Annotated in this window: 13 protein-coding genes; 5 read left to right on the forward strand and 8 right to left on the reverse strand. The window is 63.4% G+C overall.

Annotation, left to right across the window (positions count from 1 at the left end; genetic code table 11):
• Positions 1-26: 26 nt before the first annotated feature.
• Complete coding sequence (locus NUW13_09715) at positions 27-1625, reverse strand: M20/M25/M40 family metallo-hydrolase (GenBank protein MCR4439299.1); 1599 nt, start codon at positions 1623-1625, stop codon at positions 27-29.
• Between the two features lie 321 nt (positions 1626-1946).
• On the opposite strand from NUW13_09715, the gene NUW13_09720 reads away from it, so the two are divergent.
• Complete coding sequence (locus NUW13_09720) at positions 1947-2510, forward strand: class IV adenylate cyclase (protein MCR4439300.1); 564 nt, start codon at positions 1947-1949, stop codon at positions 2508-2510.
• Here the strand turns inward: NUW13_09720 and NUW13_09725 are convergent.
• Together NUW13_09725 and NUW13_09730 are read right to left on the reverse strand one after the other, a co-directional pair.
• Positions 2488-3876: a M20/M25/M40 family metallo-hydrolase gene (locus NUW13_09725; protein ID MCR4439301.1), complete on the reverse strand. Its 1389-nt coding sequence runs from the start codon at positions 3874-3876 to the stop codon at positions 2488-2490. The two genes, NUW13_09720 and NUW13_09725, sit on opposite strands and share 23 nt — an antisense overlap.
• 159 nt (positions 3877-4035) lie before the next feature.
• The gene (locus tag NUW13_09730; GenBank protein ID MCR4439302.1) at positions 4036-4521 is read right to left on the reverse strand and encodes a hypothetical protein; all 486 of its coding nucleotides are present in this window, start codon (positions 4519-4521) and stop codon (positions 4036-4038) included.
• Positions 4522-4864: 343 nt separating this feature from the next.
• Here NUW13_09730 and NUW13_09735 point away from each other — a divergent pair, with 343 nt between their 5' ends.
• Complete coding sequence (locus NUW13_09735) at positions 4865-6382, forward strand: AMP-binding protein (protein ID MCR4439303.1); 1518 nt, start codon at positions 4865-4867, stop codon at positions 6380-6382.
• A gap of 117 nt (positions 6383-6499) precedes the next feature.
• On the opposite strand, the gene NUW13_09740 is transcribed toward NUW13_09735, so the two are convergent.
• From NUW13_09740 to NUW13_09760, 5 genes are all read right to left on the reverse strand, one after another.
• On the reverse strand, positions 6500-7651 hold the full coding sequence (locus NUW13_09740) for a DUF2961 domain-containing protein (protein MCR4439304.1): 1152 nt from the start codon (positions 7649-7651) through the stop codon (positions 6500-6502).
• Between the two features lie 55 nt (positions 7652-7706).
• Positions 7707-8894 (reverse strand): hypothetical protein, encoded by a 1188-nt coding sequence (locus tag NUW13_09745; protein ID MCR4439305.1) that lies wholly within the window; start codon positions 8892-8894, stop codon positions 7707-7709.
• Positions 8895-8989: 95 nt separating this feature from the next.
• Positions 8990-10939 carry a sodium:solute symporter gene (locus NUW13_09750; GenBank protein MCR4439306.1) on the reverse strand — a complete coding sequence of 650 codons (1950 nt, stop codon included), beginning with the start codon at positions 10937-10939 and terminating at the stop codon, positions 8990-8992.
• Positions 10940-10954: 15 nt separating this feature from the next.
• Positions 10955-12052 carry a carbohydrate-binding family 9-like protein gene (locus NUW13_09755; protein ID MCR4439307.1) on the reverse strand — a complete coding sequence of 366 codons (1098 nt, stop codon included), beginning with the start codon at positions 12050-12052 and terminating at the stop codon, positions 10955-10957.
• 52 nt (positions 12053-12104) lie between these two features.
• Entirely contained in the window at positions 12105-15638 is a 3534-nt protein-coding gene (locus tag NUW13_09760; protein ID MCR4439308.1) for an alpha-amylase family glycosyl hydrolase, read from the reverse strand.
• A 496-nt stretch (positions 15639-16134) separates the two neighbouring features.
• Here NUW13_09760 and NUW13_09765 point away from each other — a divergent pair, with 496 nt between their 5' ends.
• Genes NUW13_09765 through NUW13_09775 form a run of 3 tightly spaced genes read left to right on the forward strand, consistent with a single transcriptional unit; the run spans position 16135 to position 19134 of the window.
• Positions 16135-17292: a CpXC domain-containing protein gene (locus tag NUW13_09765; GenBank protein MCR4439309.1), complete on the forward strand. Its 1158-nt coding sequence runs from the start codon at positions 16135-16137 to the stop codon at positions 17290-17292.
• Positions 17229-18725, forward strand: coding sequence for a CHAT domain-containing protein (locus NUW13_09770; protein ID MCR4439310.1), 1497 nt, complete (start codon positions 17229-17231; stop codon positions 18723-18725). The genes NUW13_09765 and NUW13_09770 overlap by 64 nt, the downstream gene beginning before the upstream one ends.
• A gap of 31 nt (positions 18726-18756) precedes the next feature.
• Entirely contained in the window at positions 18757-19134 is a 378-nt protein-coding gene (locus NUW13_09775) for a hypothetical protein (protein MCR4439311.1), read from the forward strand.
• Positions 19135-19158: the final 24 nt, after the last annotated feature.

A 19158-nucleotide genomic window follows, 5' to 3' on the forward strand; every position in this document is an offset into this window, starting at 1 on the left:
TGAGTTCAGGGCGGGTTTCTGCCGCCTTAGCGTGTGCGGGAGGGCGCCTGCTCCCCTCCTGGCACTGTATCACTCACCTCCACAAAATCCGGACGCTCCTCCTCATTGGCGACCAGCCAGGCGGTGGCGAAGACGAGCTGTCCTACGCGCGCCATCTTCTGCGGGTTGAGCTTGTTTACATCATCGCTCGGGCGATGCAGGTCGGGGTGGTCGCCGGTGTTGAAGAAAAGCACCGGCACATGTTTGCGGTAGAAGGAATAGTGGTCGCTCTGCCTGAAAAAGCGATCCCAATCGTAGGACAGGTCCATTCCCACCAGCGCATTGGCCTGCCGGTTGGTCTGCGTCAGTCGGGTGCTCGTCTTGCTGCCGATGACCGCCACCATGTTCGAATCGTTGCGGCCAATCATATCCAGATTCAGCATGACCACGGTCTTTTCGAGCGGAAAGAGCGGGTGGTCGGCGTAGGAGCGAGAGCCAAAAAGGCCCTTCTCCTCGCCGGCAAAGGCCAAGAAGAGAATACTTCGGCGCGGGCGCTCGCCGCAGCTGGCAAACGCCTCGGCAATCTCCAGCAGCCCGGCCGTGCCCGAGGCGTTGTCGTCCGCACCGTTGTAGACGGTATCGCCGCGCGCCCCCACATGGTCATAGTGTGCCCCGATGACCACAAGCTCGTCTTTGAGAACCGGGTCGGCCCCGGGCCAATACCCGGCCACGTTATAGGCTGAGTCGAATTCTGCGCTCAGGGACACTTGCAGGCGCACCCGTTTGTCCGGAATGGCAAAGGAATGGGGCTGGCATTTCTCGTCAATGAGGGACTGCCATTCCGCCAGTGTCTTGCCCGAAGAGGCGAGCAGATACTCGGCAAAATCGCGACCGACATAGGCCGCCACCAGGCGCCCCTCTTGTCCGCCCGCTAAGGTGAGCGGAGGCCTGGCATCGGCAGGCGGACGGTTCATAAGTTCCGGCCACACATTGGGTGGCCTTCGGAAGCGGGAGTTGTTCGGATTCCTGACCAGCAGCAGCCCCACGGCCCCATGGTCGATGGCGATCTGTGCCTTGGTCAGTACCTTGCAGTACTCGGTGTCCTTGGCGCCGTCAAATATGCTGGTGCTGTCTTTCTCTTGCGGCTCCTGGCTCATCAGCAGAACAAACTTGCCTGAGGCATCCAGGTCGCGGTAGTCGTCATAGCCGAACTCTGGTGCGGTGATGCCGTAGCCGGCAAAAGCGACTGGCCCCTCCGCTTGCCGACTGCCAGAGAGGTGAATCGGGACAAAGTCCTCCTTGATGCGAAACTCGCGCTCGCCACCGGCTTCAATGACCACCAGCGAGTTGGGCGAAGAAAGGGCAATGCGCTCCATGCGGAAGGGCACAAGGAAGCTGCCATTCGCGCCAACCGGAGAAAGCCCGTACTGAGCGAACTCGGCGGCGATGTACTGGGCCGCGCGCGTGAGCTCAGGGCTCGGCGTATCGCGACCCTTCATCTCATCAGCAGCCAAGAAGGCAGCATGTGCGTATATCTCGGGCGAGGTGATCGAGGATAACCCGGCGGGCGGTACGGTGATTTGAGCCCAGGCGGTGGACAACAGCAAGATTGCTAGACATGCCACTGATTTTCGCGGGAAGTGCATTTGTCATCCTCCACTGGTGGGCCGCTCATCGACAAACCTGCAACGCCGCATCCAAAGGCCCAGGTGGGCGGGCGTTCGCGCCTCTATACGAGCCACGGGGCGTCAGGTTTCAGCAAATCTCTGCGCCGAGGCCTAACAAAGGTATTGCAAATTGGGCAGACTTTCAATAGCTTTTTTCGGCGCGTTGAGCTGGCTGCGCGTCGGCAGCGCTCCCGCGCGCAGATGGCCCTTCTTCCCCGAGCCTGCCGCCGGGCGCGGGGGGACGCGCATGAGGAGGCACGCAGGCACGGTTGGTACGTACCCTTCATCGGAGAGAAGCTCATGCTGAATAGCGAACTCAAGGCCCGTTGTGCCGACTTGCGCCGCGCCGCGCAGGTCGCCCGCAGGCTTGGCGCAGTCCGCCAGTGGCAGCGTCGACAGGTGGACACCTACTTTGCGACCCCTTCCGGCAGGCTCAAGGTGCGCTGCGTGCCAGGAGAGCCTGCCGAGCTCATCGCCTATCATCGTCGCGACACGCCCACGGCGCGCGAAAGCCGTTACCTCGTCTGTGCGGTGCTCGACGGCAAGAAGTTGTGCCAGGCCCTCAGCATGGCCCTGGAGGTGGTGGTCGTCGTCGACAAGCGGAGAACGCTCTACCTGCTGGACAACGTGCGCATCCACCTGGACCGCGTCAAAGGCTTGGGCTCATTCATTGAGTTCGAGGCAATGCTGAGGCGGCCCACCCAGGCAGCTGCTGCTAAGAGGCGACTCGACGAGCTCTGTGCCGCGTTCGCCATAGCCAAGTCGGACAAGGTGGCCTGCTCTTACGCGGACCTCCTGTTGGCCGCCTGCGCCGCACCAGTCAGCAATGGCGATTCGCAACTCACAATCCCTCCTCGGCGATGAGGTAGGCGAGAATGGCCATGGCGGCAGCGCCCAGCTCGAACTCCCTGGGGTGCACCGCAGCAAACACGTCGTTAGCCGAGTGGTGATAGTCGAAGTAGCGCTGCGTGTCCGGCACATAGCCGATAAGCGCCTTGGTGCCTTTGAGCTGAGCGATGTCGGCGCCGCTCCCCCCTTTGCGCACCCACTCCACGAGGGCCTGATTGAGCAACGGAAGCCAGTCTTGCATCCGCGCCACGATGCTGTCGGCGGCATCGACAAAGAAGCCGCGAGGCGTAAAGGCTCCCCGATCGCTCTCGATGGCGGCTAAGTGGCACTCGGCGCTGGCGGCAGCTTGCTCCGCGTAGGCGCGTGCCCCGTCCAGGCCAAATTCCTCATTGACGAAAAAGACCACGCGTACGGTGCGTCGCGGCCGGAGGCCCACTCGTTTGAGCAAGTCGAGCACCTCCAGCGCCTGCACACAGCCGGCTCCATCGTCGTGGGCGCCATCGCCCTGATCCCAGCTATCGAAATGTCCCCCGACGGCCACCACTTCCTCAGGCAGCTCACGGCCGCGCAGCTCGCCGATGACGTTGTACGAGAGGGTCCGGCCCAAATCGCGGCATGAGAGTCGCAGCAACGCCTCCACCTGGCCATAGGTGTGCAGCCAGCCGGCCAGGCGGTCGGCATCCTGCAGGCCGATGGCCACTGCGGGCAGACGCGGCGCCTCGCCGTAGTGCAGGGTGCCGACATGCGGCACATTGTCGGGCTTGGTGGTGACGGAGCGGACGATGACTCCCACGGCGCCTGCTTTGCCGGCTTCGGCAGGCCCTTGCACCCGCTGGTCCACGGCCCGCCCGTAGGCGGCAAAGGTATCCACCAGGTGGACTTCCATGGGTCGATTGAAGAAGACGATCTTGCCACGCACCTCGTCTTGTCGGGCGCGGAGTTCTTCGAGGCCACGCACCTCGATGACCTGGCCGCGGGTGCCGCCGCTGGGCGTGGCCACACTTCCGCCCAAGGCAGCCACGTGCAGGCGCTTCCCTTTCAGCTGCTTCGGGGAGACGACCTCGGCCACTTCCTTTTCTCCACGCTCCCAATGCGGCACGGTCACCTCTTGCAAGCGCACCCCTTCCAGACCAAGCTGCCGCATGGTGCGCTCTGCCCAGCGGATCGCCTGCATGCTTGCTGGCGAACCCACCAGGCGCGGACCTATCGCCGCCAGCTGGCGGAGCAGGTGGTAGCCCACGGTGTCACTGAGCGCCCTTCGCACCATCTCCTGCGCCACCTCCATGTGGCGCGGGTTCACCTCCCCCACCGGCCGCGCAACGGCCTGTCCCATGGCTCCATGGGTGACCAGCAGAATAAGCACTATCACAGCCCTTCTCATCGCCTTCTCCTCGCTGCACCGTGCCGTAGGAACATCAGTGTACCCTCCCGTACCAGCCATCCCCTGTGTCTCTCCGTCAGCAGCATGCCACGGCAGGGAATCGCCACATGGGCGGTTGTCCCAGGTTCCCTCTCCGCAGGTGCCCCGCCCTTGTGGGCTTTACTCCCGCCAGCGGCTCCACGTCGCGAATCCCAACCCTGCCTGAGCAGACCTTGGCCGGTCACCTCCAGAATTGCCGCCACTTCCTGCCTGCGCCCCGGTTCGCTTTGGCGTCCGAGGGTGCCTGGCCGGCAAGGGGGTGATGCGCAGAGTCACCAGCCCGGTTTGCCACCAGTGCGCGGCGTCCTCTGCCGCCACCTCCAAGTCAATGCCCCTCTTCCTTGCGCCCTGCTCGCACATGAGGATTGGAGCAAAGACCCCGGGGAGGGCAAAAATGCTCGCGCCCATTTCGTCCTGGAGGCGTTGCATCTTGAGGCGCGGCTCCTCCTCGATGAGACAGTCCCTGCGGAATTCCACGACCTGTTCGGAGAGGTTGACGTAGCCTTTCCCCCGCGGGAGCACCGCCCCCGCGAGTCCACACGGACAGGCGTCCTCGGAGCAGTACACATGGTCGCGATCGTTCCCGGAAACGTGCAGGCAGCGCATGCTCGGTTCCTCCTTGGTTGGGATCAGAAACAGCCCACCGGACGCACGCCCCGGGGTCCGTGCGCAAATGAGCCTTGCGTCCCACAGGCATTTCGGCGCTCGCCACCTCCCCGAGTCTCCTCCCCTGCATGAACCGAGCTGTGGCGCTCATCCGACGGCCGCATTCCCGCTTTCTTCTACGCTCCGTTCCTTCGCCCACCAGAAGGCGACCCGGCGCCGCACCGTAGCACGCCCCGCTCGGCGAAAATTCATGTTGACTTTTTCAGATTTTTTGCGTAAATATGGGCACTGAACGCCGTTCATGAGTTGCTGGTGAAAGAAACAGAACGTCGACGGAGGCTCTATGATCCTTCACCACGAGTTTATCAAGAACGCAAAGAGGCTCGGCGGGAGGATGGCGATTATCGACCGTACTACCGACAAGCGGGTGACCTATTCCAAAGCCCTCATCGCCTCACTCATCCTCGCGAAAAAGTTCCGGAAGTACCCTGAGGGTTTTGTCGGGGTGATGATCCCGACCTCTGCAGGGGCGTTTCTCGCCACCTTAGGGGTGCTCATGGCTGGCAAGGTGCCGGTCATGATCAACTATTCCACCGGGGCCGCCGACAACTGCGAATATGCGCAGAACAAGTGCGGCTTTCGCACCATTATCACCTCACGGGCGCTGCTGGAACGCATCCGCTGCCCCATCGTTCCGGGCATGGTCTTCTTGGAAGACTTGATGACAACGATCGGCACCGCTGACAAGCTCGCCGCTGCCCTTCGCTCCAAGCTTCCTGGGGGGGCCATCCTCCGCACCCTACCGCCCGCCCAGGAGGACGACGACGTAGTAATCCTCTTCACCAGCGGCAGCGAAAAGGAACCGAAGGCGGTGGAGCTGACCCATCGCAATATCGGCTCCAATGTTCGTGACGCACGGCAAGTCTTCGATCTCCATGAAGAGAACGTGCTCATGGCCATCTTGCCGCTTTTCCATGTGTTTGGCTACACCGTCAACTTTTGGCTGCCATTGATGGTCGGCATGACCGCCGTAACCTGTGCCAACCCCTTGGACTATAAGAACATCCCCGTCTACATCCGCGAAGAAAAGGCGACGATGATTGCCGCCACGCCCATCTTCTTCGCCGGCTACCTACGGGAGTCAAAACCGGGCGACTTTGAGACGCTGCGCCTGCTCGTCGCCGGGGCAGACAAGACGCCAGAATTGCTCCGCGAAGGTTATTGGTCAAAGCACAGGAAAGTACTGCTCGAGGGGTATGGCTGCACCGAAACCAGTCCAGTGGTATCGGTCAACACCCCGGAGTACAACCGTCCAGGCAGCATCGGCCTGCCCCTGCCCAGCGTGCAGGTGAAGATCGTGGACGTGGAGACCGGCAGACAACTCCCCCCCAACAAGGAAGGCAAGATCCTGGTCAAAGGCGACCTGGTCATGAAAGGCTACTTCGACGACCTGGAAGAGACCTCGCTGCGCATCCGCGACGGCTGGTACGACACCGGCGATATGGGGGTGCTGGACGAGGACGGCTACCTCTGGCACCGCGGCCGCCTGAAGCGCTTTGTAAAGATCGGCGGCGAGATGGTCTCCTTGGTGCGCACCGAGGTCCTCTTGGAGAAACTCCTCCCTGAGGGCGTAAGCTGCTGCGTGGTGGACGTGCCCGAGTCTAAGAAGGGGGCCAAGATCGTTGCCGCCGTCACGCGCAAGGTGGACGAGAGGGCCATCCTCAAAGCGCTTGCCAAAGAACTTCCTGCCATTGCCTTGCCAAAGCAGTTTGTGGTGCTCCCCGACATGCCCAAGATGGGAAGCGGCAAGGTGGACTTCCGCACCGTGGCCTGCTTAGTCCGGGAGGAAGTCACTGCCTGAAAGGCGTTTCATCTGCCGCACTGCCAGGCCTCCACTGCGTCATGTGGAGGCCTTTTTTGCGCCACAACCTCGCCGCCGTGGCTCGCTCGGGGGCATAAGGTGCCGGCGGCAGGTGCTTCACTTCAGCTCCAGATAGTCCCGGTCCGGCAGGGGCGGAAACGGCGCGTGCGGCTCCCGCTGGTACCAGAAAGCCACCGAGGAGATGTCATCCTGTAGCGGCCGATAGCGCCCGCCCGACTGCCATCCCAGGGCCTGAATGGTCACCTTGAGGTCCTTCTCGAAGCGCACCGGGTCCATGATGTGCCATCGATACAGCCCAAAGCGCTGCTGAGAATTCCACAGGCCATCGGGGCGCAGCACCTGTGGCATACCGGAATAGGGCGTGGTGTACTCGTGATACTGGTCGTCCACCACGAACCCATAGGAGCCGCAGAAATAGTCCTCTGTGCCCGTGCCGCAGATGGTGGGAAAATCCTTGTCGCCGTCGCTGTAGAACTTGATCTCGCCCTCGCCCCACCAGCCGCTGCTGTGGGAGCCCCAGCACATGTAGGTGCCCACATAGTGCCCCCAGCCTTTCACTCCGTCCAAGATCGTGTACACGGACTTGAAGGGGAGCGGATTCGTGCGCCGGAACTGCGCATGGAAATAGGCCGCATCCTCCGGCACGGGGGTGAGCGTGTAGTCGATCTGGTAGTAGAGGGTCATCTTCTGGTCGTCCAAGTTCTCCATGGTGATCTTGCACGACGTGCGGAAGGGCATTACCCAATAGCAATTGAAAGCGCTGCCCGGATTGACACAGACCGGGAGCGAACTGATCTGGGCGTACTTGCCCAGCCCGCAGGCGAAAAAGTCGCCCACCGGCACCTCCACCGACGGGGTCTTTTCGTCATCCCAGTAGAAGCGCAGAATGCTGAAGCGCCAATTCCCGCTGGGGGTCATCCAGATGTGCTGGATGGCACCTGGCCCCTTGATCTCGGCCAAGACGAATGTCTTCTTCGGCTCGATGATGATGTAGGGCGCCACCTTCCAGCCGACGCCTAAGTCGCGCGCTGCCTGCGCTGCGGTCCCCTGCTCAAGAGTAGCCATCCCGCCCTTGCCCTTTTCCCCGGTAAAGTTCTCCGGGCTGATGGAGCGCGTCTGCGCGCGGGACAGCAGTGGCAACGTGCCCAAGCCCATGGACAGCCCGTCGAACGCCCGTTGCTGTGCAGGCGCGCCGCTCGCCGCTACCAGAACCACTACCGCACACAAAGCCATCGTTCTCGTCTTCATAGTCGACCCTCCTGGATGGTTCGTCACACCGCAACCTTTCTTGAACCCGGCGAAGTCACGCTATGGGCCGCTGGTAGATGGTGTAGGTCTTCGAGGGGATGCCGCCCATCATGTCCACCAGGCGGACCACCATCACGTTGTCCTCGAGAACCCATCCCATGTCGCAATACTGGTAGCCCTTCTTCTGCGCATAGATTTTCTGCTGCCACAACATTACCCCATCCAGTCCCAAGCGGCGAAATTTCTGCTTCACGCCGAGATAGCCGAGCCGGAACCCGGTGGTTTTCCCCTTGGTGAGCAGCATGCGCGCCGCGCGCAACAGTCCGCAGCGACGGCACCAGAGGAGGGGGCGCATGCGCTCGGTGATGTTGGGCACACCGCCAAAGAAGCCTGCCGGCTCGCCCCGCACGTAGACGAAGATGAACAGCCCTTTGTCCATGATAAGCTGCATGTCGTCGATGATCTTGCTGAACTCCTCCTCAGTGAACGGCACGAAGCCGAAATTGTCGTGCCAGGCATCGTTGTAAATCTCCAACATCTCCTTCTTGCGCACCGCCAGCGGCCGCTGGTCCCAGGTCTCTATGGTCACCCCGTAGCGCCTGATGACCCTCTCGGCCACGCGCACGAGCTTCTCTTCCATCGGGTTCATGACCGCCACTTCCCAGGACTTGACCCTCTTGATGGGCGCAAAGCCGGCGGTGGTCAGCAGGCGCTCGTAGAACGGCTTGTTGTAGTGGTAGTACATGACCGGGCGGGAGGCGAAACCTTCGGTGAGCAGCCCCGGGGTGGCCTCGTTGACCGGCAGATTCTGGGGGCCGCGCATGGTGTCCATGCCCTGCTCCTTGAGCCACGCCGCAGCCGCCTCCAGCAGGGCATCGGCAACGGTCTGGTCGTCGAAGCATTCGAATTGCCCGAAAAAGCCGACGCGGTCTTGCCAGCGCTCGTTGTGGCGATGGTTCACAAAGGCGTTGCACCGTCCCACGGTCTGACCGCGACGCACCGCCAGGAAAAAGCGCATGTCGGCGTGTTTGAAAAAAAGGTTCTGCGGCTCGAAAAACCCCTGGATGCCGAGGAGCTTGAACCCCAGGTACTCAAAGTCCAAGAGCGGAACGTACTGCGGGTCGTCCCGATAGTGCTCCCAATGAAAGTCCACAAAGCGTCGGAGCAAGCGGCCCTCCTCCTTGGTGCGGTTGGAGAAGGAGATGAGCTCAACGGCTGGCGTGGAGCCTGTGAGTGCACCCATGGTTCACCTCTTCAGTCTGTCGTCTTCTGGGCAAACGGCCCAGAGTCGTGGGCCACATTTCGCCCTTAAATACCAAGTGCTACCCGCGCCGCCGGTCAGGAAAGACCAGCGCCGCGGCCTGGGGTATGCTCCACGGTACCGTCATCGTGGGCATCCCGCCTCATGGTAGCCAGACGGTGGAGCATATCCCGCGCGTCGCGGAGCCCTCCCAGCCCCAGCCAGACGGTCACCACCATGGCGATCATCGTGCCAATGAGCAGGTAGCTGCGCCAGAAAGTCAACCAGGACGTATCGGGCACCTGGTGCGTGAGGTTGTAGATAGTGCCGGCGACAAAAATGGCCACCCACAGGGCGGTCCAGGTATAAGTGGCAATGTACAGCGCCCGGTCGCCACGGGTGAATTCCCTTCCCATGCCCAGCACCTGCCATCCGCGTTGCGGCTCCACGCCAGCCTCCTGATGCTCTTCCGCCAGCCGATAGCGGCCGCGGTGCAGCAGCCGGTCCATGTCGAACGGCCGGCCGCGGTGGAGCAAAGAGACCACGATGTACACCAGCGTCGAGCTGACCATGGCAATGAACCAGCAGACCTGGCCATTGATGGGAAAATCCGGGATCAGCTGCTGCAAGACGATGCCGGCTACCGCCACCGTGGAGCCGGTGATGAGCGCACTCCAGGCTGCGGCCGTGGTGCCGCGCTTCCAGTACAGACCACCGATGATCACCGCCCCGGATCCACCCGCGTAGATGGCCCCGGTGATGGCGAAAAACAGCAGAATGTACTCACTCTGCTTGAAAAGGAGGCTGAAAAAGAAGCTGAACACGGCGACGCCTAAGATGGACAGGCGCAACCACTTGATGTGCTCGCGCGGCTCTAATCGTTTGCCTCGCCATGGCACCAGCACATCCTGGATGAAGATGCTGCCCCAGGAATGCAGATAGGCTTCATCGGTGCTCACCAGGGCCGCCAGCATCACCGCCACGAATGCGCCCAAAAGACCCTGCGGCATGAAGTGCAGCAGCGCCATGGGCACAGTCAGCTGGCTGCGCACCGCCTTGTTCGCAATGCCGGACAACACCTGCTCCGCCTGCGCCGCCTGTTCAGCAAAGGCAGCATGGTGCAAGACCGTGTACGCGCAGATGGGCAGAAAGAGCAGCATCATGTTCTGGGGAAAGCCGCGCCAGTTGCTCAGCACACCCGCCATCTTGGCCTCGTGCGCGCTCTTGGCAGAGGCATTGTAGCCCTGCGTGCCCTGCCAGGAAAGCGTGCTGTAGACCGCCCCGTACACGCCGATGAGAAAGTACCACAGGTTAAAGTCCTCGACTTTGCTGGTGTGAAACGGGTTGATCAATGAGGCATCGGCAGGGGCTGACTGCAGCGCCTGGGCGATGTGCGACCAGTCGAAGACGCGCATGAAATGAAGGACCAGCGCCACAAAGACGACGTTGGCAAACAACCCCTGCACAAAGTCGGTGATGATTACCGCAATCTGTCCGCCGGCAAAGACGAACGTCAGCGACATCGAGAGCAGCACGCCCATGGTGAGCGGAAAGGTAGGGATGGAGACGCCGGCCATCGACACGCTCTGCGGCAACCCGCAGAAGTAGATGAAAAAGCGGGCACCCACCGCCGGGAATATGCCAAAGTTGATGATGCCGGAAACAAAGGCCAAGGTGCCGGCGAAGATGCGGAAGCGCCTGCTGTAGCGCATCTCGAAGAACTGGGCCATGGTGAGCGCGCGCGTCTGCCGAAAGCGGTAGACCACCCACCCGGTCACCGTGATGATGACCACCACCGGCGTCATCAAGAACCCCCACCAGGTCATAGGCAGGCCAGCGTAGTAGTTCATCTCAAAGGTGGCCACCACGGTGATGGCCCCCAAGGCGGCCATCGCTTGCGACACGCTGATAACATAGCGCCCGGCGGTGCGTCCGGCAGCCAAAAAATCCGCCACGCTGCGCATGTACGATCTGCTGGCCAACACCACCGCCGCCGTGAACAGAAACATACCCGCGACAATGGCCCAGTCAAGAAAGGTGAGGTTCATCACGTCACGCCCTGTTCACTCCTTCCACACGCGTCCGTCCTGTGCAATCCACCACGTTCCTCCATCATCGCCGGCACAGCAGGCGAAAAAGCTCCCGGGTCCGACAAACAGGCGGAGCCGCCGGTGCTGAGACTCAGACAGGGACAGGAGGCACACCTTTTCCGCGAAACTACCGTGACCCGCATGGTGCTGCCACTGCGCATAGTAGAGCTCGCGCAGGCACCATTTTGCCTCCTCGCCTGCAGGCATCAGCAGAGGCGCGAGCAGGTCGGGGCCTGCCACAAAGTGCACGAATCCCCACATCTCGGGATAGTGCATATTGACCACCCCTTGCGCTGACCAGACCCAGTTGTCCTCAGCCAGCGGCCGTCCGGTGGCCGGATCTTTGACTTTCTCGTACCTTCCGGCCACCACCTGCGTTCGCCATTCCACGCGCGAAAAGTTCAGGCGCCAGTACTCGCCGGGCACGGGCGGGCCCTTGTGCGCGGCGCATTCCCCGAGCACCTCCCAGGGCATGGCAATCTCTACGCTCCAGCCGCTGTCCACATCGGCGGGATTGTTGAGGGTGCCCTTCAGCCCCACGCCCAGACGCAGGCCGCGGATGTCCCAGGCGTTCACCGCCGGCCCGCCGTCCCGGTAGGGCTTGACCAGGAGCAGGTCCCAAGCAGTCCCCAAGGCGTTCACTTCCAGCTCGTAGTACAAGTGCGTGTCGCCGTCCGGGTCGATGAACACCTCAAAGTCATTGTCGTAGAAGATCACGGTGTCGCGCTGCCGCAGCGTTGCCCACAGGTGGGGCTCCTGTAGTTCGGCGCCCACGTAGAAGCACGAGTCGTCCCAGAGCATCTTGGCACGCGTGCGGAAACGCGGCGCAGGCTTCCCCTCCCCCTCGATGTCGACAAAGTCCTCCGTCCACGCTGCCGATTGCCAGGCGGGCTCCTGGAGGGCGCCGTCGATGGTCAACCCACTGCCCCGCATGCATTGGTACAGCCTCGGCGCCCACGGGATGGCCGGACGCGGCACCTTCGTGGCCTTCCCCTCGCCGAGGCACGGCCCGCAGGCGCTCCCCAGCACCGCAAGAATCAAAGTTGCGCTCAAGCGCGACAATGGCGTCAACTCTTTTCCTCCCTCCGCGGCCCGACCCTGGGCTGCCGGTGCGCTCAGCCCATCAGCTCAGGTTGGCGAAGAACCTCTCCACCTGGTAGGCAGAAGCCTGCTCTGCTTTGCGCCACTGCTCGACCACCTGCAGATGGGGCCGCAGCCACTTGGCTGCCTGGGCCACGCGCTGGGAATTGTCGGCCAGGGCATCTACCGCCGCAATCACCACAAGCCACTGCACCAACTCCTCAAAACGCTCCTTGTTGAACCACAGCACGTCCTGGTAGCGGTTCACCCCGAGCCGCGGCTGCACCTCCTCATCGGCGAATAGGCGCCGCATGATGCTGTGGGCGCGACCGCGGCGCGGCATTGTGTCGGACCACCAGCGTTGGTGGCTGGTGAGGATTTTGACCATGAGCAGCCCTTCCTCGGCACGGGCAGTCGCAAAACCCATCTGCTGGAAGGTGGCCACAATCTCTTTGCCCAACAGCCAGTCATCGATGAAACTGCGGCTGCGCATGGCCACGTCCCCCTCTCCGCAAAGCCGACCCACTTCGCGGACCGCCAGCCAGGAGAGGAGCACCGCCCAGGCAAACGGCACGTCCTGCAGAGTGGCGGCCAAGGCTGCTGCAGCGTTGCGCGCCTTGGCCGAACGGGAGCGCTGCAGGTGGGCAGCCAATTCGCCCAGGTGCAGCAACGCTTGCAAGTACCCGGCCCTGCGCTCTACGAGAGTCGCATCTTCCCTTTCCAGGCCAAGGACACGCCCGGCCTCCGCGACAAACTCACGATAGCAGGCGACGGCTGCAGCCACCGCCGCTTCCTTCTCGCTTTCGCCCGCCGCGGACGCGGCAACCAGCTGTTGCACCGTGCCGCCGCTGATGCATTTGGCAAAGGCCTCATGCAGGGGGCGCAAGAAGAGCTCGCGCATCGCATCCTCGATGGAAGGCACGCCGCTACCGTTGAGGAAGGCCTCCAACTGCGCATAGCGGCGCAGCGGATCGTCCTTCACCTCGCGAAAGTCCAGAAATACGTGGTACTGGTACCCAGCCAGCTCCACGTACAACCCTTGCTCCCAAAACCTCTTCGCGCTGCGCAGGTACTCCAGGCCACTCACGTGGTCGCGGAAGATGACGTGGAAATCCTCCCCGGCGTGCAGAGCCAAACCTTCGCCCAAGGACTTTTGCAGCAGCTGCCTGGACCCTTTGACATCCAGGAACCTCGTGGAGGTTCTGATCCACCCTCGCGCGGGCGCCAGTGCGTTATTGTAGACCACCAGCGCGCGCTCGTCGTGGTAGCGGTTGGAATAGGCGAAGACGTTCTCGCTCACCTGCCCCTCAGGGTTGAAAAAGTCATAGAAGACAAAGTGCTCGACGTCGGCAAAGAGGTAGCGCTTCGTCAGCAGGGGGAAGATCTCCCGCTCGTGGCGGCGCACCAGGTCCCAATCTGGCTGCTCGTCCCAATAGGCGCGGCGGTACTCCATGCCATACTTTTCGGCAAAGCCCTCCACCTGCCCGTGCCCGAACATGGGCAGCCCGGGCATGGTCACCATCATTACGCACACGCCAAAGTATTTGTCGCCCTTGCCGAACTGCACCACCGCAGTCTGCTCGTCCGGGTTGTTCATAAAGTTCACGTAGCGCTTCAGGATCTCCGGATTGAACTCGATGGTGTTCTTGATGACGCTGCGGTATTTTTGGTTCTCCTCGTTCTTGAGCATGTTCATGAAGGCGGAATTGTACACGCGGTGCATGCCCAGCGTGCGCACAAAGTAGCCCTCCATGAGCCAGAAGGCCTCGGCCAGGAGCAGCGTGTCCGGCGCCTGGGCGGCAATGCGGTCCACCACCTGCCGCCAGAACTCCTCAGGCATGAGCTGGTCGAGCTGTTCCTTGGTCATGCCGTGCTCTGCGCGCGAGGGGATGTCACCCCCAGAGCCGGGCTGCGGAAACCAGAGCCGCTGATAGTGCCGCTTGGTCAACGTCATGGCGGCATCGAAGCGGATGATGGGAAAGAGTCCGGCCACGTGAAGAATGGTCTCCATCACCGCCTCGCGCACCTCCGGCTTGAGGTAGTTCAACTGCGCCGTGTCGTTCCACGGCATGCTGGTACCATCGTTGCCGTGGTAGATGTAGCGCACCTCGCCCGTGGCCGAGTCCACCCGCTTGAAGACCACCGCCGCATCGGTGCGCGTGTAGTAGTGGTCCTCGATGTACACCTGCATGCGGGCATCCGAGGACAGGTCCGGGCCGGAAAAGGTGTACGAGGGAAAGGGAGGGTACGGCAGGGAGATGAACCACTCCGGGTGCTCCACCACCCACCGCGAGTCGATGCCCATGTGGTTGGGCACCATGTCACTTGCCAGGCGGATGCCCCGTTGCCAACAGCGCGCGCGCAACTGGCGCAGCGCCTCCTCGCCCCCCAGCTCGGCCGCCACCTCATAATCATACAGCGCATAGGCCGACGCCTCTGCCTCGGGATTGCCGCACAACCGCTTGATGCTGCGCGAAGCCTTGCTGCGCTCCCAGATGCCGATGAGCCACAAGCCGGTGAAACCCCAGGCGGCCAAGCGATCCAACTCCTCATCGGGGATCTGGTCCAAACGGGTGATGGGCCGCTGATACTTCTTCGACAGCTGGTCCAACCAGACAAAGGTGCTCTTGGCCATGAGCACCAGACGGGGCATCCACTCGCGGTCCGGGCTAAAGCGCTCCGGCTCCCCGACCAGGCGCGAGAACTCAAACACGCGCGTCGGCACCGGGCCGCCGGCCATGCGCAGCTTCTCCTCCTCTTTAATAACGTCCAAGCTGGTCAGGAGGCGGTACAGGTACTTGCCCAAGAGCAGCCCCCAGCGCGCGAGCATGTAGTGGAGCTGACCGCTGAGCGAGTGCGGCACGGCGATGGCCGGACTGCGCAGCATGTCCACCAGGTTCTGGTTGTCCGGGCCGAAACGTGGCTGCCTCTCGAAGAACTCGTGCAGGCTGTGCACCATCTCGCGGTAGGCGGTGGCGCGGGCCAAAGACGAGTCGTCAAAGAGCTCCAAGAACGGCGAGAAGGCGGGGTTGGCGTTGGCCAGCCACAGCAGCAGCATCTCCTCTAAGACGATCTCGCGGTTGGGCACCCCGTAGCTCTGGCCCTGCAGAAACTCCTGGGCAGCCATATCGCCCTTGTACACGGCCAGCGGCGGAAAGTCCTCCACAAAGCGGCGCAGGGTCTGGGCCACGGTCTCGGCGCCAAGCCGCTCGTCAAGCCAGAGGAGCGCCTGGGCAAAGACCTGGCGGTTGACCTGCTCGCGGAACAGCCCGGCCACGTAGTGCAGAATCTCGTCGATGAGACCCATGGCGTTGATCTGCCCGGCGCGCACCGCTCGTTCCGGGAAATTCACCAGGTCGCGCTTGTCGTTCATCTTTTGCGCAAAGACCCTGGTGGCGTGATAGTTGGGGAAAATGACGTTGCCAGAGGCGGAGAACAGGTGCTCGTCAAAGCCGTAGCGCTCCCGCGCCTGGCGGGAGACGTGGAACTCGCACGGCTTGGCGGGCAGCACGGGCTGCGGCCCGTGGCGCAGGCGAACCAGTAGAGCAGGGCGTTCTGACTTATGCATTGGGCTCATATCCATTGCAAAATCCTCACCTGGCGAACACCCGGGTTAACCTTTGCCGCCAGGGGCTGGTGGATGCTGGGGATAATGGTAAGACTATTTGCGGAAAAAGGCAAGAGGTTTTCGTGGGGGCCAAACCGCGCCAGGGGAGCCGTGCTCCCCTATCGCTGGCCTGGCACCAGCCGACAGCCCGAACGCACGGCCAGCGCCGCGGGCCATGGCGGCCCTGGCGAGAAAGCACTCTCGCCAAGAGCGCAAAGGACCCCGAGCGCGCAGCAAACACGACAACAGCCTGCCGACACCGGAATCGTGGGCCCTCTTGGCGCACCGTGGCAACCATTGCGAGGTAGCTCGCCCTAAGGGCGCGAAGGCGAGGAGCTCGACCTGAGATGTTACCCGCCCGGCCACGGGAGCACACAAAATGTATTGACTTTTCCCCACGGATTTCGTGCATTGGCACAGAGCGCCGGGTGCAGGGAAAGGCGCGCCGCCACGGGGAGGACCAGACATGAGTGCCAGCTACGCCCAGGAGGTTGAACTGCGATGTGGGGGATGCTCACGCCTGCTGACGACCCGCCTTTGGCTGATCGTTGACCTGAGCGAACACCCCGAATTGGCAGCAAAGAGCCGCGACGGCTCGCTGCACGCCTTCGAGTGTCCGCACTGCGGGGAGACCACGACGGCGGACGCCCCGCTCCTGCTGTATCTCCCCTCTCCGCTTGGGAGAGGGGTTGGAGGCGAGGGCGGAGTCAGGGTACTTTTCTCCCCCGCCGAAGGCACCAGCCCCGAACAAGACCGGGAACAGGCCGGCGGCTTGCTGGCGCGCCTGAAGGAAAGCCTGGGAGCTGGCTGGCAGGATGAATGGTTGGCCAATGGCCTGCCCGCCGTGCCGCGCCCACTTCTGCCCACCGCGCTCAGCGAAGGGTTGGAAGCAGTGCAAAGGAAGACGCAGGAACAAGTGCCCCCTGCGCTGCGCGAACTCCTGGCAGAGTTGGCCCGCCGCGGCGTGGAAATCCGCTCCGCCGAAGACCTGGGGCGCGCTCTGGAGGCGCACCCGGATTTGCGGGAAACACTGGATCGCGCCGCCCAGGGACGGGACGAAGAGAACCCCCGCCGCGTCTTTGAGCAGCACCGCGCCCTCCTGCGCCGCTGCCGCGAAGTGGGCATCGCGCAGGCCTTCGCCGAAATCACGGGCGGCGGGCAGGGCCCAGGCGGCCTCGAAATCCCCCCTGAATTCCGCCAGGACATCCAGCGAGCAAACGAAAATGAGCAATGCTACCTGCAGACCGGCGACCTGGCAGCCCTGAATCAGGCCGCTGCAGCCTGGGAGCGGATTCTCGACCACCCGGCTTTCGGCGCTGCCCCCGAACGCTTCCGCCTGACCGCCTGGAACAATGCAGGCGGCGTTTTCCTGCGGCGCTACTGGCGCACAGGACAGATCACGGATTTAAACCGCGCCCTGGAACTCTGGCAACAGGCGGTTGCCGCCACGCCGCCCGATTCGCCGGACCGGCCAGCAATTCTCAACAATCTGGGCACCGGGCTCAGCGACCGCTACAGGCGGACGCGCGTGGTCGCGGACTTGGAAGAGGCCATCGGCCATTGGCAGCGCGCTCGGGAACATCTGCACCAAGCCGTCGCCGCCGGACTGGAGGCCGCAACCTGAGTGGGCAACCCGGCCTCTCACCGGCCGAGCACGCGGCCCGCCTGGCAGAGCTGGGCAAAGGGTACGCCGCCATCAGCGAGCATCTGAAGGAACTGGAGACGCGCGACCCAGAGTTTACCGTCAAGTCCCTCGATTGCCCGGCGGTGGCAGACCTGGCCCGGGCCCACAACCTGACCCTGGTCTTCCTGGTGCCCACCAACGAAGCCGACCTGGGCACCGTCGCCTTCGTCGTGTCCCCTGTCGGCGGAGAGCCAGAGGTCCTGCGCCTCACCGGCCTCACCCGCGCCCGGCTGCACGAACTGCTCTTCCAGTTGCCCGAGGGAGGCAAGTGGGGAGTTGAGCTCCTGGAGGCTGGGTCCGAGTACCTCGGCTGGCTCGCTGCCTATTGGCTCACCCACCTGCCGGAAGCGCGCCACTCGAGAGACGTAGCCCAAAAGGCACAGCAGGTGTGGCACACGGCCACACAGCGCCTGCTGGAGGAACTTGACGCCGGACTCATGCAACCCTTGGCCGCTCAGCTGCAGGCGCTCCCCGCCCACCGCGTGGTCATCATCCCTGGCGGCAACCTCGCTCTGGTGCCCTTGCACGCGGCGCCCGTCGCGGAAAAAGGGCGGCCCCGGGGCAAACGCAGGCCTGTGCCGCTGTTCGGCGAGGAATTCGAGGTGTCATACGCGCCTTCGGCCACTGTGCTTGCCGGCTGCCGGCAACGGGTACGCGAGGCGGCCACCCGCCGGTGGCTGGTGGAAAGGGTTCAGAGCGCGGACTACGTGGAGCTGTCCACGCACGGTAGCTTTGCGCCCGGCCGGCCCGAGCGCTCCGCCCTGCTCTTGGCCCACCCCGAAGGTCACACTGCTCCGGCCTGGGTGGCAGGCATCCCTGTGGAACGCCTGCCCTTGGCCGAACTCCAGGCCGGCTGCGAGCGATTGAGCTTGGACGACATCTGGGCTGGCCGCCTGCCCTTGAAGAAAGGGTGCGTGATGGTACTGGATGCCTGCGAGACCGGACAAGTAGAACCCGGCGAGGAGGCCGAAGAGAGCCTCGGCTTTCCGGCGGCGTTCCTGGCCGCAGGGGCCCGGGCGGTCATCGCCTCCCTCTGGGCCGTCGATGACTTTTCCACCAGCCTGCTGATGCAGGAAACCTACCGGCGGATGCTGGCCGGCGCGCCACCCTCCTTGGCGTTGAAGCAGGCGCAGCACTGGCTGCGGACACTGCCCAAGGCGGAGACTCTGGCTCGCCTGGACAAAGGCATCGCCAGCCTGGTGCGCGAGAGGAAAGCAGGAGCCTGGAAGCGCCTTGACCGGGCGCAGCGCGCCCAAGTGCTCTATCGCTTGGCCGGGATGGAGGAGCGCCGCCGTACCCTCGAGGAAGAGGCCGAAGATCTGCCCTTTGCCCACCCCTTCCACTGGGCAGCATTTGCAGTGTACGGGGCCTGAACCGACCCTACCGTTGCTTGGAGGACCCGGGATGACCGACGACATCGACCTGATCAAGACCTTGGAGGAGCGTCTGCCGGACATCCGGCGAGAGCTGGGCCCACAGCAATGGGCCCGCTTCACCGAGCTCCTGGCCGAGGCCGCCCCGCACTTTGCCCACGGCAAAGACGACCCAGACCAGTGGCTGGAAGCGCTCTACCTGCTGAAACGCGCGCTAATAGAGTTTCCGGCAACACGCCGGGTGCTCCCTCTGCCCGGCGGCGCGCTTGCCCCACGCGCACAAGGGCCCACACCCGACACGCTGCCGCCGCTGGCGCACAGGCAGCAGGACGCGGCCGTGCTCGCTCAGCGCCTGTGTGCCGAGCCCGACCGCGTGGCCGACGAGCAAGAAGCCAGACGCAAGAAGTGAAGGCCATGCTGCGGGAAGCCTCCC

The sequence above is a fragment of the candidate division KSB1 bacterium genome (assembly GCA_024655945.1).
In the GTDB taxonomy this organism is placed as follows: domain Bacteria; phylum Zhuqueibacterota; class Zhuqueibacteria; order JANLFK01; family Oleimicrobiaceae; genus Oleimicrobium.

What these genes read in the sequence shown, in the direction of transcription:
- NUW13_09715 (MCR4439299.1), bottom strand. Translation starts at nt 1,625, where the DNA reads ATGCACTTCCCGCGAAAATCAGTGGCATGTCTAGCAATCTTGCTGTTG.
- NUW13_09720 (MCR4439300.1), top strand. Translation starts at nt 1,947, where the DNA reads ATGCTGAATAGCGAACTCAAGGCCCGTTGTGCCGACTTGCGCCGCGCC.
- NUW13_09725 (MCR4439301.1), bottom strand. Translation starts at nt 3,876, where the DNA reads ATGAGAAGGGCTGTGATAGTGCTTATTCTGCTGGTCACCCATGGAGCC.
- NUW13_09730 (MCR4439302.1), bottom strand. Translation starts at nt 4,521, where the DNA reads ATGCGCTGCCTGCACGTTTCCGGGAACGATCGCGACCATGTGTACTGC.
- NUW13_09735 (MCR4439303.1), top strand. Translation starts at nt 4,865, where the DNA reads ATGATCCTTCACCACGAGTTTATCAAGAACGCAAAGAGGCTCGGCGGG.
- NUW13_09740 (MCR4439304.1), bottom strand. Translation starts at nt 7,651, where the DNA reads ATGAAGACGAGAACGATGGCTTTGTGTGCGGTAGTGGTTCTGGTAGCG.
- NUW13_09745 (MCR4439305.1), bottom strand. Translation starts at nt 8,894, where the DNA reads ATGGGTGCACTCACAGGCTCCACGCCAGCCGTTGAGCTCATCTCCTTC.
- NUW13_09750 (MCR4439306.1), bottom strand. Translation starts at nt 10,939, where the DNA reads ATGAACCTCACCTTTCTTGACTGGGCCATTGTCGCGGGTATGTTTCTG.
- NUW13_09760 (MCR4439308.1), bottom strand. Translation starts at nt 15,638, where the DNA reads ATGAGCCCAATGCATAAGTCAGAACGCCCTGCTCTACTGGTTCGCCTG.
- NUW13_09765 (MCR4439309.1), top strand. Translation starts at nt 16,135, where the DNA reads ATGAGTGCCAGCTACGCCCAGGAGGTTGAACTGCGATGTGGGGGATGC.
- NUW13_09775 (MCR4439311.1), top strand. Translation starts at nt 18,757, where the DNA reads ATGACCGACGACATCGACCTGATCAAGACCTTGGAGGAGCGTCTGCCG.